The organism is Pseudomonas sp. 18175 (assembly GCF_050432925.1).
Taxonomy (GTDB): Bacteria; Pseudomonadota; Gammaproteobacteria; order Pseudomonadales; family Pseudomonadaceae; genus Aquipseudomonas.
The window spans coordinates 277,177-297,136 of the sequence record NZ_JBKFTO010000005.1; the positions used below are offsets into that span (position 1 = coordinate 277,177).

Sequence of the window (19,960 nt, forward strand, 5' to 3'; positions counted from 1 at the left end):
TGGGTCAAACGCCCCCCTTTGAAAAAAGAATGCAATTCACCGAAGTCTTTAACCAGTTCACTCGCCAACTGGCTGTCGGTGGAATGCTGGCCGGGGGGCGTTGTGTTTTTACGGGGCTGCGGCGCACTCTGCAACGCTTGGTTGCGTAACGACGACAAGGCGCCGCACCGCTGCGTGGAAGGGCGTGGCGGCCCACCCCATGTTATGCGTTGTTCATCGCAAGACGTCTGGGCGATGGGTAACGACCGTTCCTCTACCGCCCCTCCTACCAAGGGGTGCCCTAGAGGTGTTGCACCATTGATTTTCATATTTCATCTCCAGCCATTTCCGTTTACACGCTGTACTGGCGCCCACTCAAACGTGGCCAAAATCATCTAAGTGATCCCAGTAAAGCGCGCCATCGATATGTGGCGGGGCAAACGCAATAGTTCCGAGCAGTCGGCGCAGAGCAATGACAGCATGTAAACGTGTGTAGCGCTGCGCCGGTTCAGTCACGCTTGGAAGCATCACGTACCGGGCCATCGTCAGATTTGGGCCCGACACATAAGCTTCTAAACCCGAGAATCAGTGCCGCCAGTACACCACGGGAATTAACCTCGGCTAAAGGAGCCTGGCCCGGCTCCAGCATACCGCGGGTGAAGTCATCGGCATCTGGTGGCCGGAATTCGTGCCTGCCGACAAACGCTTTCATGCGCTGGATTTCGCGGGAGCAATCCGGAGTCTCCCCATGAACAGGTGTAGCAGTGGGCTGCCGGTAAGTTGGCAGGCTAGAATTGAGCGAAGTCGTCATAGGGCCTCCCCAAGGCAAATCGCCATAGATTGCTCCTGGCGACTGACCTGTTCAATGAATGACGTTGCGGTGAAGGTGTATCAGTAAGACATCCGAAGCAGAGCGTCCTTGTGGATCCACTTGCCCTTACCCCAAAAAACATCGTCGTCCAACTTCTCTAACGTTTCGGACCGCTTGAGAAGTTCCTGTGCCATCCAGGTGAGATGAGCACTACCTGGAAGTTCGGTGGACTGGCTGGCAATTCGTTTCAACTTACGAACGCTGATGTAATCAGAAGATTTCATACTAGTGAATTCACTGAAATGTTTGAATATCTCATCCGCTAGATACTTGTCATCGAAGTACTTGTATGGACTTTTGCTGTTGAGAGTCATCTCTATTTTCTGCAGGTCTATAATCTCATCCAGAGCGCCGGTCGTGCTGTGCCGATCGATCGCATTGATCAGCTCAGGGTGTTTTAACAGTGCTTGGGCCAAATGAATGCTCTGGTCTTTCTTGTCACTCTCTCCAAATGGCTCACGGGCCATTTCTTTTATATCGTTCGTGGTGATGTACGACTTGCAGCTCAACTTCTGGAACTCGCCGAAGTTTTTGACCAACTCCTCCAGCAGTTTGTCGTTGCGTTCGTAGCGGCAGGGCTCAGGAGGCTCCGGACGGCACGGCTTGGGCGGTGGAGAGGGTTTGTTGTAGCAAGGCGGCGGTGGGCAAGGATCCGGCTCCGGCGGTTTAGTGTTGCACGGCGGCGGCAGGCACGGATCAGGCCTGGGCGGTTTGGCGCTGCACGGCGGTGTCGGGCACGGATCAGGCCTTGGCGGTCGCTGCCCCCCCCACCAGCTTTTAAACGCCTGCCTTAATTGAGTGAACGGGCTCGACGGCTCGTTGCTCGGCTGGCGATTATGGCACTGCGATGCCTGACCGCGGTCAGGAGACTGATGGAAAGCCGTGACCTTGCAAGACTTGTTCTCGCCCGAACCGAAACTGACTCGCTCAGCATTTTGCCCACCGCCTGCCGAGGCACCAGCGTCCTTGCCTTTGTGGTGGGCCTTCGGCGGTGGCATGTGTGGCTTTGGGTTGTAAACAGGGTTATCGAGGACAGATAGCGTCATTTGAGTCTCCAGACCGGCGTTATCACAGGGTTAACCTGCCTATCCAGCACCTTTCCAAGCGTATGAATGCAGGCAATCCTTGTGTGGTGACCTCGTCCGATTCAGTTCCTGAACACTGCACCAAAGAGCCGGGCGCAGGGTAGGAGGCTGGATCATCACGCAAAAAAAATCGCAGCCTTACGCTGCGATTTTTCCGTTTTGGTTGCAGGTCAGAACCCGACGCTGGCCTGCACGAAGAACGTACGGGGTTCCCCCAGGTACAGCCCCGCGTTGTTGTCGCTGGAGCGGGTATAGTGCTGCTGGTCGAAGACGTTTTTCACGCCCACGCCGAGTTTCAGGTTGGACAGTTGCGCGCCGAAGTCATAGCCGCTGCGCACATTGACCGAAACATAACCGGGGATGTCGCCGTACTGGCCGTCGGCGGTGCCTTGGGTGATGTAGGTGGTGCCGGTCCCCGGTGCGCGCTGGCCGGATTGAGCGTACACGTCCAGGTTGTGGGTCCAGTGGTTGACGTCGTAGCGCAGGCCCAAGGTGGCCACTTCACGGGAGTACAGCGGCAGGTCACGGCCTTTGAACGGCACATCACCCTCGGAGGTGGCCTTGGTGTAGGTGAAACCGGCGTTGGCGGTCAAGCCGTCGAGGCGCGGGTCCAGGTTCGACAGGTCGTAGTGGGCCGAGGCTTCGATGCCCTCGTGTTTGGTCGCGCCGAGGTTGGTCCAGCCCACGGCGTTGCTGACGTATTGCAACTCATCGGCGAAGTCGATGTAGAAGAACGTCAGCTCGCCGCCCCACACCGTGTCGTTGTAGCGCGTGCCTACTTCGTAGGTTTTGGCTTTTTCCGGGTTCAGGCCGTTGGCGGTCTGGTCGCCGGTGCCGCCCTGGCCCAGCTGGAAATATTGCAGGCTGCCAAACGAGGTCTCGTAGTTGGCGAACAGCTTCCAGGCGTCGGAGAGGTGGTACATCACGCTCAAGGCCGGCAGTGGTTCGTTGTTGTGCACTTCGCGGCGTTTTTCGGTGACGCGGGTGCCCGTCTGAGAAATAACCGGGCGGTCGTGCCATTCGGTGCGGATATCTTCGAAGCGGATGCCTGGGGTGATCGTCCACTTGCCGATATCAATCTTGTTGTCGATATAGAACGCGTTGGCCTCGGTGCCACCGGTGCGGTCCTGATAGACGTGACCGTCGCTGAGACCGTCCGGGGTAGGTACGTTATTGATCAACCCCAGCATAGTGGCCTGCTCGTGCATGCCTTCCTTGAGGTAGCGATAGCCGACGCTGACTTCCTGGGTGCTGGGGCCTATATCGAACACATGGGACACCCGTGGCTCGATGCCGAAAGTGTAGTAGGTGCGCGGGTACGAACCGATGGTGAGCAAATCACGGTTGGCGATATTGCTGCCACGGAAGCTGTCGGAATAGTAGGTGAGCACTTCGGCCTGGGTGCGGTCGTCGATCTGGCGGATGTACTTGAAGGACACATCCTTGCGGCGGCCGCTGAAGTTGTCCCAGTCGCGCACCGACTGGTACGGGTTGGCGTCGAATTGCTTCTGGGTCAGGCCGCCGGGCATGTCGGCGCTGGCGTCGTAGTAGTGGAAGTTCAGCGAGAAGTCGTCTTGATCGGTCGGTGCCCAGTGGGTCTTGAGGATCACGTCGTCGATGTCGTTGGAGTTGTTGCTGTTGCGATAGCCGTTGCCATTGACCCCGGAGTACAGCAGCGCGACGCCGATGCCGTTGTCGGCCGTGCCGCCGATAAACGCGTTGTCGATGTGCTTCCAGCCGCCGTGGGCGGAGGTTTGCAGGGTGGTGCCGACTTCGCCGGAGAATTGCTCGGGAATGGCACGGGTGACGAAGTTGATCACACCACCGACGTTTTGTGGCCCGTAGCGCACGGAGCCGGCGCCGCGCACCACGTCGATGCTGTCCAGGTTGCCGGCGGAGATGGGCGCCATCGACAGTTGCGGCTGGCCATAGGGCGCGAACGCAGCGGGCACGCCGTCGATAAGGACGGTGGAGCGTGGCGACAGGCGCGACGTAAGGCCACGTACGCCAACGTTGAGGGAAATGTCGCTGCCGCCGGTGCCGTTGGACTCTTGCACCTGCACACCAGGGACGCGGCGCAGTACGTCGCCAACGTTCATCGCGCCCTGCTCCACCATGGCTTCGCGGCGGATCACGGTACGCGCGCCGGGGTGGTTCTGCACCACTTCGGCGTTGGCGTCGCCGAGCCAGTCGCCGACCACCTTGATGTCGGTGGCACCCAGCTCCAGCGGCGAGCCGGCCTCACCGGTGCCGCTGTTCACCGGGCGCAGGGTCACCGAGCCGGCATCGATCAGGTAATCCAAGCCACTGCCTTGCAGCAATTGGCGCAGGGCTTGCTCCGGCGAGAGGTTGCCGTCCACCGCCGGGGCTTGCTTGCCGGCCACCAGGTCGGGGCTGAAGAACACTTGCAAGGACGTCTGCTGGCCCAGTTGGCTCAGCGCGGCACCCAGGGGTTGGGCCTTGATATGGATAGCGTCGGCAGCGTAGGCCGCAGGCACGGCGGCACTGACTGCAAGCGCCAGGGCCAGCGGCGCCCAGCGGGAGATTTTATTGTTGTTGATGGCGAGTTTTTTCACGTCGAGCCTTGTCCTGTGATCGCAAGTGTATGCGGCTGTTAATGCAAACCAGTAGCAGTTGCAGGAGAAGACGAAGAACTCGAAAAAAACCTGAATATCAGCGCGAAATAATTTCCTGGCTGCCGTCCGGCAAGGTGCGCAAGGCCACCGGCAGGATGTGCGGCAGGGCCTTGAGCAAGGCGTCGGTGTCGTTGGCCTTGAACACGCTGGTCAAGCGCAGGTTGCTGACGGCGGGCGTGCTGACCCGCAGCGGATGCTCGCGATAACGCGAGACTTCCCGCGCCACTTCCCCCAGCAACGCGTTGTTGAACACCAGCTTGCCCGTACGCCAGGCTGTCAGCGCTTCGGCATTCACCGCGTAGGGGGCAGCCACCTGCCCCTGGCTATCCACGTGGCTGCCCAAGCCCGCCGTGAGTGTCACCACCTCATCCGGGGAACGACCTTGCACCTTCACGGTTCCGGCCTCGACCACCACGCGGGTCTGGTCATCGTCACGGCGTACATCAAAGCGTGTACCGGTAACCGTCACCTGCCCTGCCCCAGCGGCAACCACAAAGGGCCGACTCGTATCGTGCTCGACACTGAACATCGCCTCGCCCTGCTTGAGCTCCACGCCCCGCCGGCCGTTTTCATAGTGCACCGCCACCACACTGCGGCTGTTGAGGTCCATCATCGAGCCGTCCGGCAAGGCCACCTGGCGATGCTCACCCAGGCGCGTGCTGAACTCGGCGCTGTAGGGCTTTGGATGATTGAGGCCGCTGAATAACCCCAGCCCCAGGGCAACCGCCACCACGCTGGCCGCCACCGCATAACGCAATACTGCACGTCGCTTGGGACGCTCGGCCGGGGCGGCGCACAACGCTTGCAAACGCGCCTTGGGCAGCAAGTCCGTGGCGCTCCACACGCCTTGCAGCACATCGAATTCGTATTGGTGCTGGGGTTGTTCCATGCGCCACGCCTCGAACTGCTGGCGCTCGGTGGCGCTCAACTCGGCGTCTTGCAGGCGTGCAAACCATTGCGCGGCTTCGTCGCGTGCACGGCTATCCATCATGGAAGGTCCTGTTTCAAAGCGGGCATCGTTCATGGGGCCATCGCGTCCAGGCGGTCGCGCAGATGCCGCAGGGTGCGGATCATATACTTTTCCACCATATTCTTGGACAAACCCAGGCGTTCGGCGATTTCCTGCTGGGTCAGGCCCTCGATCTTCTGCCAGATGAAAATCCTACGGCAGTTGAGCGGCAGTTCGGCCAAGGCGTGTTCGATGGAGTCCGCCAATTGGATCGCGTGCATGAAATGCTCCGGGTCGCCGCTGGCGGGCGTCTGATCAAAGGCTTCCAGCTCCATGGCCTCGCGCCGGTCTTCGCGTCGGTAGCCATCCACGGCAATGTTGCGTGCCGTCTGGTGCAGGTAGGCACGCGGTTGCTCAACAGAAGCAGAGTTGGCCTCCAGCACGCGCACAAAGGTGTCGTGGGCCAGGTCTTCGGCCTGCTGACGATTCCTCAGGCGGCGCGTCCAGGTCCGGATCAACTCTTCGTAGTGCTCGAAAAAGCCTGTTCTGCGGGGCGGCTGAGGGATCATCGCGGGTGCACTGGGGAGGCGGGGCGTGAATAGTAATGCTTCCTATTAAGTGGAGCAATTGCTACCGGTCGGCCCCGTCATTGCGCCGCTTGCTTGAGGCGGCTCAACTTCTCGCGGCTGCCGCACACGCTCATTTGGCACCATTTGCGTTGTTTGTTCTTGGAGATATCCAGGAACACCCAGTCGCAATCGGTGGAACTGCAACTGCGCAAGCCATTCAGCTCACCGGATACCAGCCACTGCGTGGCCTCGATGGCCAGGCGGCCCAGCAACATGGCGGTCAATTCCTGGGCGGATGTGCAGGCCTTCCAGCTCCACGCCGGGGTTCCGTCAACAGAACGCAGCACGCGCCAGGTGACGCCGTGCTGGAAGGTCTGGTTGATCTGCTGCAAGGCCTCATCGGCTGCCGGTCGGTGCAGCGACAGGTTGTAGAACACGCTGTACAAACACTCCCTGAACGCGATGATCGCGTCCAGGTCGGGTTGGTAGGACATGGGCGACTCAAACACCATGGACTTATACGCCTCGAACTCCTCGGCCGAGACCAGCGAGGCATGCAGTGCCCATTCAAAAAAGAACTGAAAACTGGTGAGTCGCTCTTCAATGACCTTGAGTGCCGTGCCAGGACGACGACCATTGGTGGTGTTGATAAAGTCCAACACCCGGGCCCCGCCAATCAAGCGAATCGACTTTGCAGTGCCCGTAAAATGCGTCATGCCTGCTCCAGTAAAAGCGTGATATCCGTGCGATGGCGCAGAGTACCTTGTTTTTTGGAGTTACAAATACCGTCATCTTTCGCGCAAAGACCAACGGCTAAGGGTGATCATCACGCCGCGCAATCCACTCCAGAATAGTGACCACCGACTCCTTGACCGACAGTGCCTGGGTATTTAAATGCACTTCGGGAAACACCGGCACGTCGTAGTGGGCGTCGATCCCCGTAAAGTGCTTGATCAACCCCGACCGGGCCTTCTTATATAGGCCCTTGGGGTCACGCTGTTCGGCGGTTTCCAAGGGCGCATCCACGTGCACTTCAACAAAGTGTTCGTTGCCGATGATCGAGCGCGCGTAATGCCGGCTGGCCGAGGACGGTGAGATCAGCGCCACGATCACAATCAACCCCGTGTCCAGCATCAGCCGCGCCACCTCGGCGACCCGGCGGATGTTCTCATCGCGATCGCCCTCGGAAAAACCCAGGTCTCGGCAAAGGCCACCGCGCACCGAGTCGCCATCGATGATGCAGGTGAACCGCCCTTGTTGCGCCAGGGCAATGTCCAACGCATCGGCAATCGTCGACTTGCCGGAGGCAGAAATACCGGTCATCCAGATGACCATGGGTTTCTGTTTCATCCGCTCGTGTTCGGCGCCCAACTGGCTGAACGCAAACCGGTGCAGGTTCTGCTGGGTACTGTCCGGAAAGTAACTCATGGCCGTTCACCCTCTGTTTTAGAAACAGGCTGTTTGCCCAACATGAATACCATCACGCACTGCACGAACAGCAACAGCGCCACCACCCAATACACCGTGGCAAACGAGCCCGTCAGATCCTTGGAAAACCCACCCAGGAAGTTGCCGCACACCCCGCCCAAGCCAATCAACACATTGGCAATGCCAAACGCCTGGGTCAGCCGGCTGACCGGTACTATTTGCCCAATGTAGCTGGGCACCAAGCCAAAGATTGGATAAAACGCCAGCGCAAACAAAAACGCGGCCAGGTAGAACAACGGCAAGCTGTTGAAGCTGTAGACCAGGGTGGCTGCCAGGCCTGCGCTCAAGAAGCACATCGCCAACGATGCACGCACCCCGACCTTGTCGGCAATCCATCCCACCAGGAACCCCGAAGCCATGCCCACGGCGCCGATCGTGGTCCAGACAAACCCGGCGTCCTGTACCGACACGCCCAGCTCATCGCGCAGAAAGGGTGCGAGGTAAGTCTGGAACGGCAGCAACGCCATGCCGTTGAGAAACGCGATGACCCAGGTCAGGTAAAGCGAGCGGCTCAGCCAAGGGGCGGTACTGTCGAACCCCGAAGAACGCTCGCCGGAAAACCCCGTGTCCTCCCCCGCTGCCATGTTGCGCAGCAGAAACCACGCCACCACGCACAGGGCCACCGATATCAGGCCAGCGGTGAGCCAAATCGAGCGCCAGCCGCCATGCAAGGTCAGGAACGACACCAACAAGCCATTGATAAACACCCCGTAGCTGGTGCCACTGGAAATCAGCCCCATGACCCGCGAACGATTACCCGGGCTGAACCCCTTGGTGACGATTTCCGCCAGCGGGATATACACCGAGGCCGAGCAGCCCCCAAGCAAGATCAGCAGCGCCCCGGACAGCCAGATGCTGTCGCTGATACTCAGCCCCAGCAACGCCAGGGACGTTATCACCGTGGACACCAGGCTGATTTTCCAACCCTCGAAAAAGCGGCTTATATAGCTGGTCACCGATGAAAACAACAGGAAGCCGATCTGTGCGCCGCCGGTGATCAAGCCCACGGTGGTGTAGTCGAAGCCGATGTCACGGCGCATGTCCACCACCAGATTGGCGAACAGGTAAACGCCAAAGCCATAGGTGCTGGCCACGAAACCAGTCAACACCACCGCCAGCACGACGCTGTCCAAGGTGCGCGGGGTGCTCTGTACAAGTGTGCTCATGTTGCCCCCCTTAAACGGCGCGCGCGGTGTGGATCACAAAATCGCAATGCATCATGTCGTAGACACGCTGGAAATCGCCGTAACTCTCATGCACCGAAAACCCGGACGCCAGCACCTCAGTGGCCAACTCTCCGGGCAACAGCGGGTAGACCTTGAGCCGGTACTGCTCGGCGTTATCGAAGGTGTAGATGAACTCGCACAGGTGCTGATCGACCTGGCCCAGGCTGACCGAGGCGTTGGTGCCGCAATAGTAGTAATTGCCACTGGCCTTGAAGTTGCCCGCGCGGATGGCAAAGAAGTTGCGCTGGTCCACGATCAGCAGGCCACCCGGCTTGAGCAAGGCCCTGAACTTCTCCAGCACTTTGAGGCGATCATGGGCGGCAAACACGTGGCACAACGAACTGCCCAGGCACACCACCGCATCGAATTGCCCAAGCTCCTGGGCGTCAAGGGCCAACCAGTCGCGGTAATGGGACTGGATATCCAGGCCATGTTCGCGGAAGTTCGCCCGTGCCTTGGTCAGCATGGTGCTGCTGCCGTCCGTGGCCACCACATCGAAGCCGGCCGTCTTGAGCTGCACCGCATGAAAGCCACTGCCCGTCGACACATCGATCACCGATTGCACACCGTGGTCGCGCAGCAGTTTTTCAAAGAAACCGCCCTCCCCAGCCTTGCGTTTGTCCCAGTCGATCAACTCGTCCCAGCGCTCGACAAAGTCGGCCGAATACTGGGCGGAGTAAGTGGCGACGTCGTTGTGTTTTTGTCCTGACATTTGATTCATCACACACCTACCAGGTTGAATTCTTGAAAGACAGGTATTTGCTCGCCAGCTCGCGGGCAAACTCGGCGGACTGTTCGATCGACATGGTGTTCTTGCTGTAACCCAGCATCGTTTGCATGATCGCCATGCACTGGGGGTTGAACGTGACGGAGCCATCGCAATGGATCTCGTCGATGCCATCCTGGCTTTGGCAAATGGTGTTGATGCGCACCGCTTCGTCCTGCGGGCAGGCATCCGAGAATTGCACCTCGATTTGCCCATCGTGCAGCCACACCGGGTAACCGCCCGGCAGCCCCAGCGGGCCCGGCGCATGCACCAGCACAGGCGTGGGTGAAAACAGCCCCTCGATCACCGTGACGGCCGAACAGGCGGTGAGAAACTGCCCATCAACGCCACCCAGGCGGCGGAACTCGGTCTTCACCGTGGAGAAAATCGCCTCTGCCGGCAGTCGCGCGACCTCTGGCCGGTTGCGCACCTCGTACAGCAGGCGGTAGCTGGCACGGGGCGGCAAGCCACCGCGCGGCACGTAGTGGCTGAAGTAATGTTGGGTGTACAGACGCACCTGCACGTCAGCCGGCTCGCACTCCAGCAGCCGGGCGATGGCAAAACGCGTCGCCGGGATCAGGTTGGCCACGTTGCCCACGCCGATATCCGGCGCCAGCCCGACCCTGCCCAAGATCGGGTTGACCGCATCCGGGAAAGCCGCATTGACGGTCTTGGCCTTGATCCCCGAGGCTTTTACCGCTTGCATCAGGGAGTGCATCAACGTCAGGTGCATCGGCAGCCAGGGGCCGAACTGAGCCTGGTCCAGTTGCTCAAAGGTGAGCTTGGGCAACCCGGTGATCACCCGCCACGACTGCAACGAAGCACAGTTCACCAGGATGTCCGGCGCCTCCTCGCGCAGCAGCCGCGTCACCTTGTCGATATCCGTGAGGTCGGCAATCACTGGCTTGATCGCGATGTACTGGCCCAGTTGGGCGCACGACAGCGTCACCAGGTTGCACAGGCGCAGGGTCGCTTCCTCGTTGCGGCCCAGCACCACGAACTCGAACGCGTTCCTCGGCCCAAGGATCTTGAGGATCTGCAGGCACAGGTTGCCCGCCCCCACCAACAGCAGTTTTTTCTTGCCCATGACCTGGCTCACCGTGGGTAGGCTCCGTTGTCCACCGGAATCACCCGGCCAGTGATATGGCGCATGGCATCCCCCACCAGCAGCATGATCACTTCGGCGACACCGCTGGGCCGGATGGGGTCCTTGAGGACTTCCTGGCGTGCGTACTCGTCACGGCGGTACGTGGGGATGGTGTCGTAGATAGCGGTGTCATGGATCAGCGCCGGCGACACGGCGTTCACCCGTACGAACGGCGCGAAATTCCAGGCGTTGGCCTTGGTCAGGCCGATCACCGCCGCCTTGGTCGCGCCATACAGCGCGTCGCAGCTGCCCACCTCGCCCGCCACCGAGGCAATGTTGACGATGCTGCGCGGGGCTTCGTTGGCCATTTCCCGTTCGGCAAAGTCCTTGGAGAGGTAGACCAGCGCCTTGAGGTTCACGTTGAGGATTTCGTCGATTTCATCCTCTGAATAGGCATAGACACTTTTGCCGTGGTAAATCCCGGCGTTGTTGACCAACCCATAAATAGTCGTGTGGCGTTTATACAGCCCCGGAATAAAACCCTTGATAACCGCAGGGTCCGAGAAGTCGGCAACGTGCGTTTCCAATACTTGGGCGCTATACCGGTTTTTCAGCAACTTCAAACCGTCGACATCCTTATCGGCCGCAATCACAAAGTACCCATCGTCAATGGCTTTTTCCAATGTCGCTCGGCCAATGCCGTTGGCCGCGCCGGTAATAATCAACTTTTTCATGCAACCTTCCTTATTGGCAAAATTCATTCATGCGCGCATAAAACGTTCGATGGTATTCGTACATAGTCTTTAATTTTGGAGAGTGTTCGAACGCTTCCATATCAACTACTGGATTATCCGGTACAACAATACGGTCACTGTTTTCTGCCGCCACATGCCAACTTCGCCAGGTTTTCCACTGTTGCGGGCATTCACGCTTCCAGGTCATGGCATGGGGCAGGAATTCAATCTGCAAGTGGTCGCACAACTTGCGAATGACGCGTTCCGGGTCGGCCGCGAGGTGGTCGGCATTAATCACATAAGGCACTTTGCCGGTCAGCTTGGTGACCACGCAGAATATCTCGTACACCGCTTTATGGCCGATCGCTTGCAACGGCATATCGGGGTGTACCCGATGATGGGAAATAATGCTGCTGGCCGGTTCGCGAATAATAAATATATTGTCTTGCTGCGCCAAAAAACCCACGTCAACTTTCAAGTTATCCAGGCAGTGGTAACACATGTCTTTGTGAAACACATGGGCACGTTCCTTCGCCTGGATAAGTTGCTCTCTAATCCCCTCATACGTGGTGGGCAAGCTGTGATCCCACTCATCCGAGGGAATCGCCGAGTCCGCCGAAAACGCCATGTGGGCAAACGGTTCGTGAAAGACTTCGAAGTCGCCACGTTCGATGAATACACGCTCCAGCACCGTGGAGCGCGAGCGGGGGTGCGCCCATAACCCGACCATTTTGTTCATGCCACCACCCCGTATTCAGCAGCCAGGATGGCGTTGAGCGACAGCCTGAACGGCTTCGTCGACGGACAGAGCCGAACGCAGTAATCGGCCAGGCGGCGGTGCGCACTGTTGGCTTCGTTGCAGGCATTGATAAACGCCTCCTGGTTGCCGAAGTCGTAGGGCTCGATGCTGTCGAGAAAGTAGGCGTCGCAGAAATACGCAATGCGCACCAGCTTGGCGAAGGTCGCGGGCGGTGGTTGCAAGGGCTCGTTGGCGGGCAACACTGGCTTGCCACGGCTCTCGCGCTCGATCAGAAACTCCACCACGTCCGGCGTGAGGGTGTAACAGGTGGTGCTCAGCCCGGTTTTTTCCAGGTGCCAGCAGTGCTTGTTACCGCGCTCGTCCACGTCAACCTTGATGCTGGAAAGCAGGGTCTTGACCGGGACCGAAGAGGCCGCGACCAAGGCCTGGATCTGTTCGTAAATCAGCAGCTCAGCCCAGCGCAACTCGTCCGGCTCGAGCGTCAGGCCGCGCTCTGCGGCTTGCAGGGCGAACTCGGGCTGGCAAGCGAAGCGCCCGATCATGAAGGTAATCACGTACTTGCAATGGCTGGTATCGACGCCATTACTGCGCGCAACCGCCAGGCCGCGCTCTATCGCCTGGATACCGGCCTGGAATTGCGAGACGGTAAAACAGAAGGTGATATTCACCGAACCACCCAGCGCCACCAGATGCTCGACGGTCGCCAACCCTTCCAGGCTGCCCGGCACCTTCACCATCACATTCGGCGCCAGTTGGTGCAGCTCCAGCCCGCGGGCCGTCATGCGCTCAGTGCAACGCACATCCACCGGGTCGACCTGAGCCGAAATCCAGCCTTCGGCCTGGGCCGACTGTACCCACAACGGTTTGAGCGCCGCTGCGCCTTCGGCAATGACTTCGTTGTACAGCTTCTTGCGCAGTTCCTGGGGGGACAGGCTGGCCAGGTTGAAACGCGAGGACCAATACTCGCGCTTTTCAAGAACCGCCGCCGTCACCAGGCGCGGGTTGGTGGTGACGCTGCTGAAACCTATATGCTGGGTGAAATCATCGGGCATCAGTTGCTCGATATGTGCAGCGACCGCCGGGTACTTGTCCAGCAAGTGTCGTTTAAAAGGCGCGTACACCACGGGCGATGAGTCCCACCACACTTCTGAAGCGGGGTCATTGCGCTTGAGGCGTTCTATATAACCGAGTGTGCTCACCGCATACCCTCCCTGAGTAATTGTTTAATGAATAATGGTCAGTAACTGACGCATATCGGCAAACGGCAGTGCCCCGGCTTCGGCCAACTTCCCGTGCCGCTCCAATGGACCAAAACCCAACACTCTTATATTGGCGGCCACGGCCGCTTGAATACCGGTAACACTGTCTTCAATGACCAGCGCATCACCCACTGCAACGCCATGCGCCTGGCACGCGGTTAAAAACACCAAAGGATCGGGTTTCCAGCGACCCAACTCATAACAACTGAATATTCGCGTTTCGAAATAAGGCAACAGCCCGGTCAAACGCAAACAATGTTCTATCTTGTGACGCGGCGCACTGGAGGCAACACAATAGGGAATATTCAACCCTTTCAATACATCGACTATTCCATCCGTGGCTTTCAATTCACGCGTCAAGGCAAGCAGCGCGTGTTCTCTAAAGTCGTGTTCAAACTGGCTGGGCAAACGAACATTTAATAGTTGTTCGGCTTCGCGCAAACACTCGGCAATCTTGCGGCCACGAAAGTGTTCGATGAAATACTGGGCATCGAGCAGTGTTTCGTGAGTGGCGTAAACATTTAGCAGGGAAATCAATACAGACAGGCTGATTTCTTCGCTTTGGACTAACACACCGTCGCAATCGAAGATCACTAACTTGGGCAATGACACTGCCGCCTGGTCTGGTAGTTCCCCTATAGCTGCCGATTGATACATGGGCATCTCTTATAGGTGACTCCGCGATGACTTCCGAACTACCAACGGAGCGGGTTGAGGTGTGCCTATAAGACACGGGGTTAAAAATCCTGTCAAACGCTTTTGAGCGGTTTTTTAGTATCTTATAGTTATTTTTTATTCTTCTTTTATTCCATTTTTCACCATGGTTGTAGTCGCTAAAATCACATCGGTGAACTTCCCTTGCCGGCTACCAGTCAGCTGCTTGAACTCACGAATTTAAGGTCGGGTGGGCAATGCATATTTCGTTGGATCAGCAAGTGGCACTGGTGACGGGCGCCAGTTCCGGAATCGGCGCGGGAGCGGCCAAGGCCCTGGCACGGGCCGGAGCGGCGGTCGTGCTCAACTACAACGCCCAGGCGCAGCCCGCCCAAGCGCTGGCGGATCAGATCAATGCCGACGGCGGTCGGGCTATCGCGATTGGCGCTGACGTCTCTAAGGAAGGCGATGTAGAACGCCTCTTCGCCCAGACCCTGGATGCCTTTGGTCACCTGGACATCCTCGTCGCCAACTCCGGGTTGCAGAAGGACGCCAACCTGGTGGACATGACCCTCGACGACTGGAACACAGTGATCGGCGTCAACCTCACCGGCCAATTCCTATGCGCCCGCGCGGCGGTGCGTATCTTTAATCGCCAGGGTGTGCGGGAAGGCGTGTCGCGGGCCGCCGGAAAAATCATCCACATGAGTTCGGTGCACCAGCTCATCCCCTGGGCCGGGCACGTGAATTACGCGGCGTCCAAAGGCGGCGTGGAGATGCTGATGCGCACCCTCGCCCAGGAAGTCAGCGAACAGCGCATCCGCATCAACGGTATTGCGCCGGGGGCGATCCGTACGGCGATCAACCGCGCCGCCACCGAAGGCGCGGCACAAAAAGAGCTGCTGAAGCTGATCCCCTATGGGCGGATCGGTGACGTAGAAGATGTGGCCAACGCGGTGGTGTGGCTGGCCAGTGATGCTTCCGACTATGTCGTGGGCAGCACGCTTTTTATTGATGGTGGCATGAGCCTTTATCCGGAGTTCCGTGGCAATGGTTGATCTTAAAAACGAACAGCAGAGCGCCATTGATGCCCACGGCATCATCGGCGATATGCGCAGTGCGGCACTGGTGAACGATAAAGGCAGCATCGACTTCTTCTGCTGGCCAGAATTCGACAGCCCTTCGATCTTCTGTTCACTGCTGGACACCCCCGACGCCGGGGTTTTCCAACTCACCCCCGACCTGCCCAACGCCCGCCGTGAACAGATCTACCTGCCCGACACCAACGTGCTGCAAACCCGTTGGCTCAGCGATGAAGCCGTGGTGGAGGTCACCGACCTGCTCACCATCAGCGAAGAAATCGACGACCTGCCGCTGCTGATTCGCCGTGTGCGCGTGGTCAGCGGCAAAGCCTGCATCCACCTGCGCTGCGCCGTACGTCATGACTACGCCCGCGTGCCTACCCACGCCACCCTGGATAACGGCACGGTGTGTTTCACCGCCACCGACCAGCCCGGCCTGCGCCTGTCCAGCAGCCACCCGCTGCACCTGCAGGACAACGCCGCCGTCGCCTGTTTTACGCTGGATCAGGACGAAGGCGCGGAGTTCGTACTGGGGGGCCAGGACGACGAGCGCGTGGACAGCAGCTGCACCGACCTGGCGCTGGCCCACACCTTGAAGTTCTGGCGCGGCTGGATCGCGCAGTCCAATTACCGTGGACGCTGGCGCGAAATGGTCAACCGCTCGGCCCTGGCCTTGAAGCTGCTGACCTCGCGCAGGCACGGCGCAATCATCGCTGCCGCCACCTTCGGCCTGCCGGAAGCACCGGGCGGCGAACGCAACTGGGATTATCGCTACACCTGGATCCGCGATGCGTCGTTCACCGTGTATGCCTTTATGCGCCTGGGCTTCATCGAAGAAGCCAACGCCTATATGCGCTGGCTCAAGGGACGGGTCAGTGACTGTTGCGGGCAGCCGACCAAGATCAACATCCTCTACGGCATTGACGGCCGCCAGCAGTTGCCCGAAGCCGAGCTCGACCACTTTACCGGCCACGGCGGCGCCAAGCCGGTGCGCATCGGCAATGAGGCGTTCGACCAGATCCAACTGGATATCTATGGCGAGTTGATGGACGCGGTGTACCTGGTCAACAAGTACGGTGAAGCCATTTCCCATGAGGGCTGGAAACACACCGTGGAAGTGGCCGATCAGGTCTGCGAAATCTGGAACACCCAGGACGTCGGCATCTGGGAAATGCGTGGCGAGCAACATCACTTCCTGCATTCGCGGCTGATGTGCTGGGTGGCGCTGGACCGGGCAATCCGCCTGGCCTCCAAGCGCTCGCTGCCGGCACCGTTCGCGCGCTGGGACCAGACCCGCCAAGCGATCTACGCCGACATCTGGAGCAACTTCTGGAATGAGGAGCGCGGGCACTTTGTGCAGCACACCGGCAGCACCGCCCTCGACGGTTCGATGCTGCTGATGCCGCTGGTACGCTTCGTCGCCGCCACCGACCCACGTTGGCTCTCGACGTTAGAAGCGATCCAGAAAAGCCTGGTGCGCGACGGCATGGTTTATCGCTATCGCAACGACGACAGCCAGATCGACGGCCTGCAAGGCACCGAAGGCGCGTTTACCGCCTGCTCGTTCTGGTACGTGGAATGCCTGGCCCGCGCCGGCCAGGTCGAAAAGGCCCACCTGGAGTTCGAGCAACTGCTGCGCTACGCCAACCCCCTGGGTTTGTACGCCGAAGAATTCGACAGCCAGGCCCGCCACCTGGGCAACACGCCCCAGGCGTTGAGCCATTTGGCGTTGATCAGCGCGGCCACCTTCCTGGACCGCAAGCTCAGCGGGGAGAAGACGACCTGGCAACCCTAAGGCACAATGGCGGGCCCCTCGACTGCCGACAGGAATCCAATGCGCCAGGTACTGCTGATCATCGGTGTGCAACCGTGCTTCAACCGTCCCCAGTGGCGGGTGGACGGCACCCTCCCAACAATCGCGTCATGACGGCCTTTCCCACGCTGCATACCCAGCGCCTGTACTTGCGGGAATTAGTGGCAAGCGACGCCCCGGCAGTCTTCGCCATCCACAGTGATGCAGACAGCATGCGCTGGTTCGGTGCCGACCCGATGACCGACCTCGCCCAGGCCCAGGCCTTGATCGAAACCTTTGCCCACTGGCGCACCCAACCGAACCCCGGCACACGCTGGGGGATTGAATTTGAAGGTGAGCTGGTGGGTAGTTGTGGGCTGTTCAAGTGGAATCGTGGGTGGAACAGCTGCGCACTGGCCTGTGAGCTGGCGCCAGGTGCGCGGGGCAAGGGGTTAATGGGCGAAGCGTTGCGGGGCATGCTCGATTGGGGCATTGAGTGCATGCAACTACACCGTGTGGAGGCTCTGGTGCATCCGCAAAACAGCGCGTCTCTGCGGTTGTTGGAGCGGCTTGGCTTCAACGTTGAAGGCACCCTGCGACAAGCAGGTTTCTGGAACGGTCAGCGGCAAGATCTGCATATTCTGGGATTCTTGGTGAATTGATGCCCATCCTCTCAATCCTGATTCACGTCGCCGACTGGCGTGCGGCCACCGAGTGGTACGCCGCAGCCTTCCCGTTGGCCACGCGCATTCGTCATGACCCAGATGACTTTGGCCATCTGGATCTGGCAGGCGTGGCCCTCGAGATCGTCAACGCCGATAACAAGGTCACATCTGGCGCCGCTGGGTCAGTGGTGTACTGGGCGGTGGATGACGTGCAGCAGGCCTTGCGGCGGTTTGAAGCACTGGGCGCGACGTTGTATCGCGGGCCGATGGAAATCGAGGGCGGTCATTGGATTTGTCAGGTACGTGACCCGTGGGGCAATTGCATCGGGCTGCGGCAAACCGGTTTGGACAAGTAACTCCCATTGCCACCCGTCTCGTCACAGCAATCGGCTACAGTTTCAACACCTTTGGCCAGCCGGTAATCGCCCACCATGACCCCCACTCCACTGCTCTACGTGCGCACCAGCATGCTCGATGTGGCGTATGAAGCCCATGGTCCCCTCGACGGCGCGCCAGTGATCCTGTTGCATGGTTTCCCCTACGACCCACGCAGCTACGATGCCATTGCGCCGGTTCTGGCCGAACAAGGCTATCGGGTATTGGTGCCGTACCTGCGCGGGTACGGCCCGACGCGGTTTATCAACGCGCACGTGATGCGCTCCGGGCAGCAGGCGGCGTTGGCCAAGGACTTGCTGGATTTCATGGATGCGCTGGCGATCCCCCAGGCCACCCTCGCCGGGTATGACTGGGGCGGGCGGGCCGCGTGTATTGTCGCAGCGCTGTGGCCGCAGCGGGTTCGCGGCCTGGTGACCGGGGATGGCTACAACATCCAGGACATCGCCAAGTCGCTTAAACCCCGTGCGCCGGAGACGGAGCATCGGTTGTGGTATCAGTATTACTTTCATACCCAGCGCGGCGTGGATGGTTTGACCGCCAATCGTCGTGAGCTGTGCCAGTTGTTGTGGGCGCTGTGGTCACCGTCCTGGGCTGAAGGGCCTGAGTTGTACGGGCAGACGGCGCCATCGTTTGATAACCCAGACTTTGTCGAGGTGGTGATTCACTCCTATCGCCATCGCTTTATGTACGCGCCGGGCGACCCGGCACTGGAGGCCATCGAACAAGCGCTGGCGCGGCAACCGGCGATTTCGGTGCCGAGCATTTCCTTGTGCGGCGCCGATGATGGGGTGGGGCCGCCACCGCAAGAGGATGACGACCTGGAGCATTTCAGCGGTTTTTATCAGCGCCGGGTGTTGCCCGGCGTCGGCCACAATATCCCGCAGCAAGCACCTCAAGCCACACTGGATGCACTGCTGCAATTGCTCGGCGAAAAGCGCTCGCGGTAGGCCTGGGGCGTGATCGACAAGGCGCGCAGAAAACTGCGGCGCAGGGTTTCCTCACAACCAAAGCCGCACTGCACGGCGATGCGTTTGATCGAGGCGTTGCTGTCGGCCAATTGTCGGCGTGCCGTCTCGACGCGGATCAATTCGACGGCACGCGCCGGGGTCTGGCCGGTTTCGGCGCGGTAGTGGCGCACAAAACTACGTTCGCTCATGCCGGCCTGGGCTGCCAGGGTTGGGATGTTCAGATCGAGGGTGAGGTTTTCGGCCATCCAGGCGTGCAGTTCAGTGAAGCGGCTGTCGCCTTTTTGCAGGGACAGGGTCACGCTGAATTGCGACTGGCCACCGGGGCGCTTGAGGAATACCACCAGGTGCCGTGCCACTTCCAAGGCGATGGCACTGCCGAGGTCTTCTTCCACCAGCGCAAGGCACAGGTCGATGCCGGCGGTGACGCCAGCGGAGGTCCACACGCTGCCTTGCTGGATAAAGATCGGGTTGGCCTCCACCGTCAGCGAGGGGAACTTGCGCGCCAGTTCTTCGCAGCGCGTCCAGTGGGTGGCCACGCGTCGGCCGTCGAGCATGCCGCTGGCGGCCAGCAGAAAAGCGCCGGTGCACACCGAGGTCATGCGCCGGGTATGCCGGGCTTTTTCGCGTACCCACTCCACCAAGGCCAAGTCTTCGGCGGCGCCGTACACGCCCCAGCCGCCGGCGATTACCAGGGTGTCGCAAGGCGTATCGGCGGCGGGCAGCGGCTCGGCCACCAGCGCCAGGCCGGCGGAGGTCATCACCGGTTCGCTTTGCGCGGCGATCACCGAAACGGCGTACGGCAAGGGTTCGCCGCGTTGGCGCGCCAGGTCGTTGGTTGAGGCAAACACCTGCAGCGGCCCGGTTACGTCGAGTACCTGGGCGTTATCAAAAGCGAGAACGTGGACGATTCTGGGCATGATTGGCGTGATCTGTGGGTTCAATGGCGTATTCGCCAAAGCCTAGGGCTCTAGAGTGAAGCCGTCCACCCCTTTAT

19 protein-coding genes are annotated in these 19,960 nt (G+C 59.8%); 5 read left to right on the forward strand and 14 right to left on the reverse strand.

Features of this window, described 5'->3' with window-relative positions; genetic code table 11:
* Positions 1–870: 870 nt before the first annotated feature.
* The 13 genes from ACLD1Y_RS09440 to ACLD1Y_RS09500 form a co-directional block, all read right to left on the reverse strand.
* On the reverse strand, positions 871–1,896 hold the full coding sequence (locus ACLD1Y_RS09440) for a hypothetical protein (protein WP_429477517.1): 1,026 nt from the start codon (positions 1,894–1,896) through the stop codon (positions 871–873).
* A 209-nt stretch (positions 1,897–2,105) separates the two neighbouring features.
* The gene (locus ACLD1Y_RS09445; RefSeq protein ID WP_429477518.1) at positions 2,106–4,511 is read right to left on the reverse strand and encodes a TonB-dependent siderophore receptor; all 2,406 of its coding nucleotides are present in this window, start codon (positions 4,509–4,511) and stop codon (positions 2,106–2,108) included.
* 97 nt (positions 4,512–4,608) lie between these two features.
* Positions 4,609–5,562 carry a FecR family protein gene (locus ACLD1Y_RS09450; RefSeq protein ID WP_429477520.1) on the reverse strand — a complete coding sequence of 318 codons (954 nt, stop codon included), beginning with the start codon at positions 5,560–5,562 and terminating at the stop codon, positions 4,609–4,611.
* 29 nt (positions 5,563–5,591) lie between these two features.
* Positions 5,592–6,089: a sigma-70 family RNA polymerase sigma factor gene (locus tag ACLD1Y_RS09455; protein ID WP_429477522.1), complete on the reverse strand. Its 498-nt coding sequence runs from the start codon at positions 6,087–6,089 to the stop codon at positions 5,592–5,594.
* A gap of 77 nt (positions 6,090–6,166) precedes the next feature.
* Positions 6,167–6,805: a CGNR zinc finger domain-containing protein gene (locus tag ACLD1Y_RS09460; RefSeq protein ID WP_429477524.1), complete on the reverse strand. Its 639-nt coding sequence runs from the start codon at positions 6,803–6,805 to the stop codon at positions 6,167–6,169.
* A gap of 97 nt (positions 6,806–6,902) precedes the next feature.
* Positions 6,903–7,517: an adenylyl-sulfate kinase gene (gene cysC, locus ACLD1Y_RS09465; protein ID WP_429477526.1), complete on the reverse strand. Its 615-nt coding sequence runs from the start codon at positions 7,515–7,517 to the stop codon at positions 6,903–6,905.
* Positions 7,514–8,743, reverse strand: coding sequence for an MFS transporter (locus tag ACLD1Y_RS09470; RefSeq protein ID WP_429477528.1), 1,230 nt, complete (start codon positions 8,741–8,743; stop codon positions 7,514–7,516). Before ACLD1Y_RS09470 ends, cysC begins: the two co-directional genes overlap by 4 nt.
* Before the next feature lie 10 nt (positions 8,744–8,753).
* Positions 8,754–9,524: a class I SAM-dependent methyltransferase gene (locus ACLD1Y_RS09475; protein ID WP_429477530.1), complete on the reverse strand. Its 771-nt coding sequence runs from the start codon at positions 9,522–9,524 to the stop codon at positions 8,754–8,756.
* Between the two features lie 7 nt (positions 9,525–9,531).
* Positions 9,532–10,668, reverse strand: coding sequence for a hypothetical protein (locus ACLD1Y_RS09480; protein WP_429477532.1), 1,137 nt, complete (start codon positions 10,666–10,668; stop codon positions 9,532–9,534).
* Positions 10,665–11,390 (reverse strand): SDR family NAD(P)-dependent oxidoreductase, encoded by a 726-nt coding sequence (locus ACLD1Y_RS09485; RefSeq protein ID WP_429477534.1) that lies wholly within the window; start codon positions 11,388–11,390, stop codon positions 10,665–10,667. The genes ACLD1Y_RS09480 and ACLD1Y_RS09485 overlap by 4 nt, the downstream gene beginning before the upstream one ends.
* Before the next feature lie 10 nt (positions 11,391–11,400).
* Positions 11,401–12,129, reverse strand: coding sequence for a sulfotransferase family protein (locus ACLD1Y_RS09490; protein ID WP_429477536.1), 729 nt, complete (start codon positions 12,127–12,129; stop codon positions 11,401–11,403).
* Positions 12,126–13,349: a transaldolase family protein gene (locus ACLD1Y_RS09495; RefSeq protein WP_429477538.1), complete on the reverse strand. Its 1,224-nt coding sequence runs from the start codon at positions 13,347–13,349 to the stop codon at positions 12,126–12,128. Before ACLD1Y_RS09495 ends, ACLD1Y_RS09490 begins: the two co-directional genes overlap by 4 nt.
* A gap of 24 nt (positions 13,350–13,373) precedes the next feature.
* Positions 13,374–14,066, reverse strand: coding sequence for an HAD family hydrolase (locus ACLD1Y_RS09500; RefSeq protein WP_429477540.1), 693 nt, complete (start codon positions 14,064–14,066; stop codon positions 13,374–13,376).
* A 254-nt stretch (positions 14,067–14,320) separates the two neighbouring features.
* On the opposite strand from ACLD1Y_RS09500, the gene ACLD1Y_RS09505 reads away from it, so the two are divergent.
* The 5 genes from ACLD1Y_RS09505 (at position 14,321) to ACLD1Y_RS09525 (ending at position 18,945) form a co-directional block, all read left to right on the forward strand.
* Complete coding sequence (locus tag ACLD1Y_RS09505; RefSeq protein WP_429477542.1) at positions 14,321–15,121, forward strand: glucose 1-dehydrogenase; 801 nt, start codon at positions 14,321–14,323, stop codon at positions 15,119–15,121.
* On the forward strand, positions 15,114–16,940 hold the full coding sequence (locus ACLD1Y_RS09510) for a glycoside hydrolase family 15 protein (protein WP_429477544.1): 1,827 nt from the start codon (positions 15,114–15,116) through the stop codon (positions 16,938–16,940). Before ACLD1Y_RS09505 ends, ACLD1Y_RS09510 begins: the two co-directional genes overlap by 8 nt.
* Before the next feature lie 128 nt (positions 16,941–17,068).
* Entirely contained in the window at positions 17,069–17,599 is a 531-nt protein-coding gene (locus tag ACLD1Y_RS09515; protein WP_429477546.1) for a GNAT family N-acetyltransferase, read from the forward strand.
* The gene (locus tag ACLD1Y_RS09520; RefSeq protein ID WP_429477548.1) at positions 17,599–17,958 is read left to right on the forward strand and encodes a VOC family protein; all 360 of its coding nucleotides are present in this window, start codon (positions 17,599–17,601) and stop codon (positions 17,956–17,958) included. The genes ACLD1Y_RS09515 and ACLD1Y_RS09520 overlap by 1 nt, the downstream gene beginning before the upstream one ends.
* Before the next feature lie 75 nt (positions 17,959–18,033).
* Positions 18,034–18,945: an alpha/beta fold hydrolase gene (locus ACLD1Y_RS09525; protein WP_429477550.1), complete on the forward strand. Its 912-nt coding sequence runs from the start codon at positions 18,034–18,036 to the stop codon at positions 18,943–18,945.
* On the opposite strand, the gene ACLD1Y_RS09530 is transcribed toward ACLD1Y_RS09525, so the two are convergent.
* A complete protein-coding gene (locus ACLD1Y_RS09530; RefSeq protein ID WP_429477551.1) occupies positions 18,891–19,883 on the reverse strand; it encodes a GlxA family transcriptional regulator in 993 nt (330 codons plus the stop codon). The two genes, ACLD1Y_RS09525 and ACLD1Y_RS09530, sit on opposite strands and share 55 nt — an antisense overlap.
* Between the last annotated feature and the right edge of the window lie 77 nt (positions 19,884–19,960).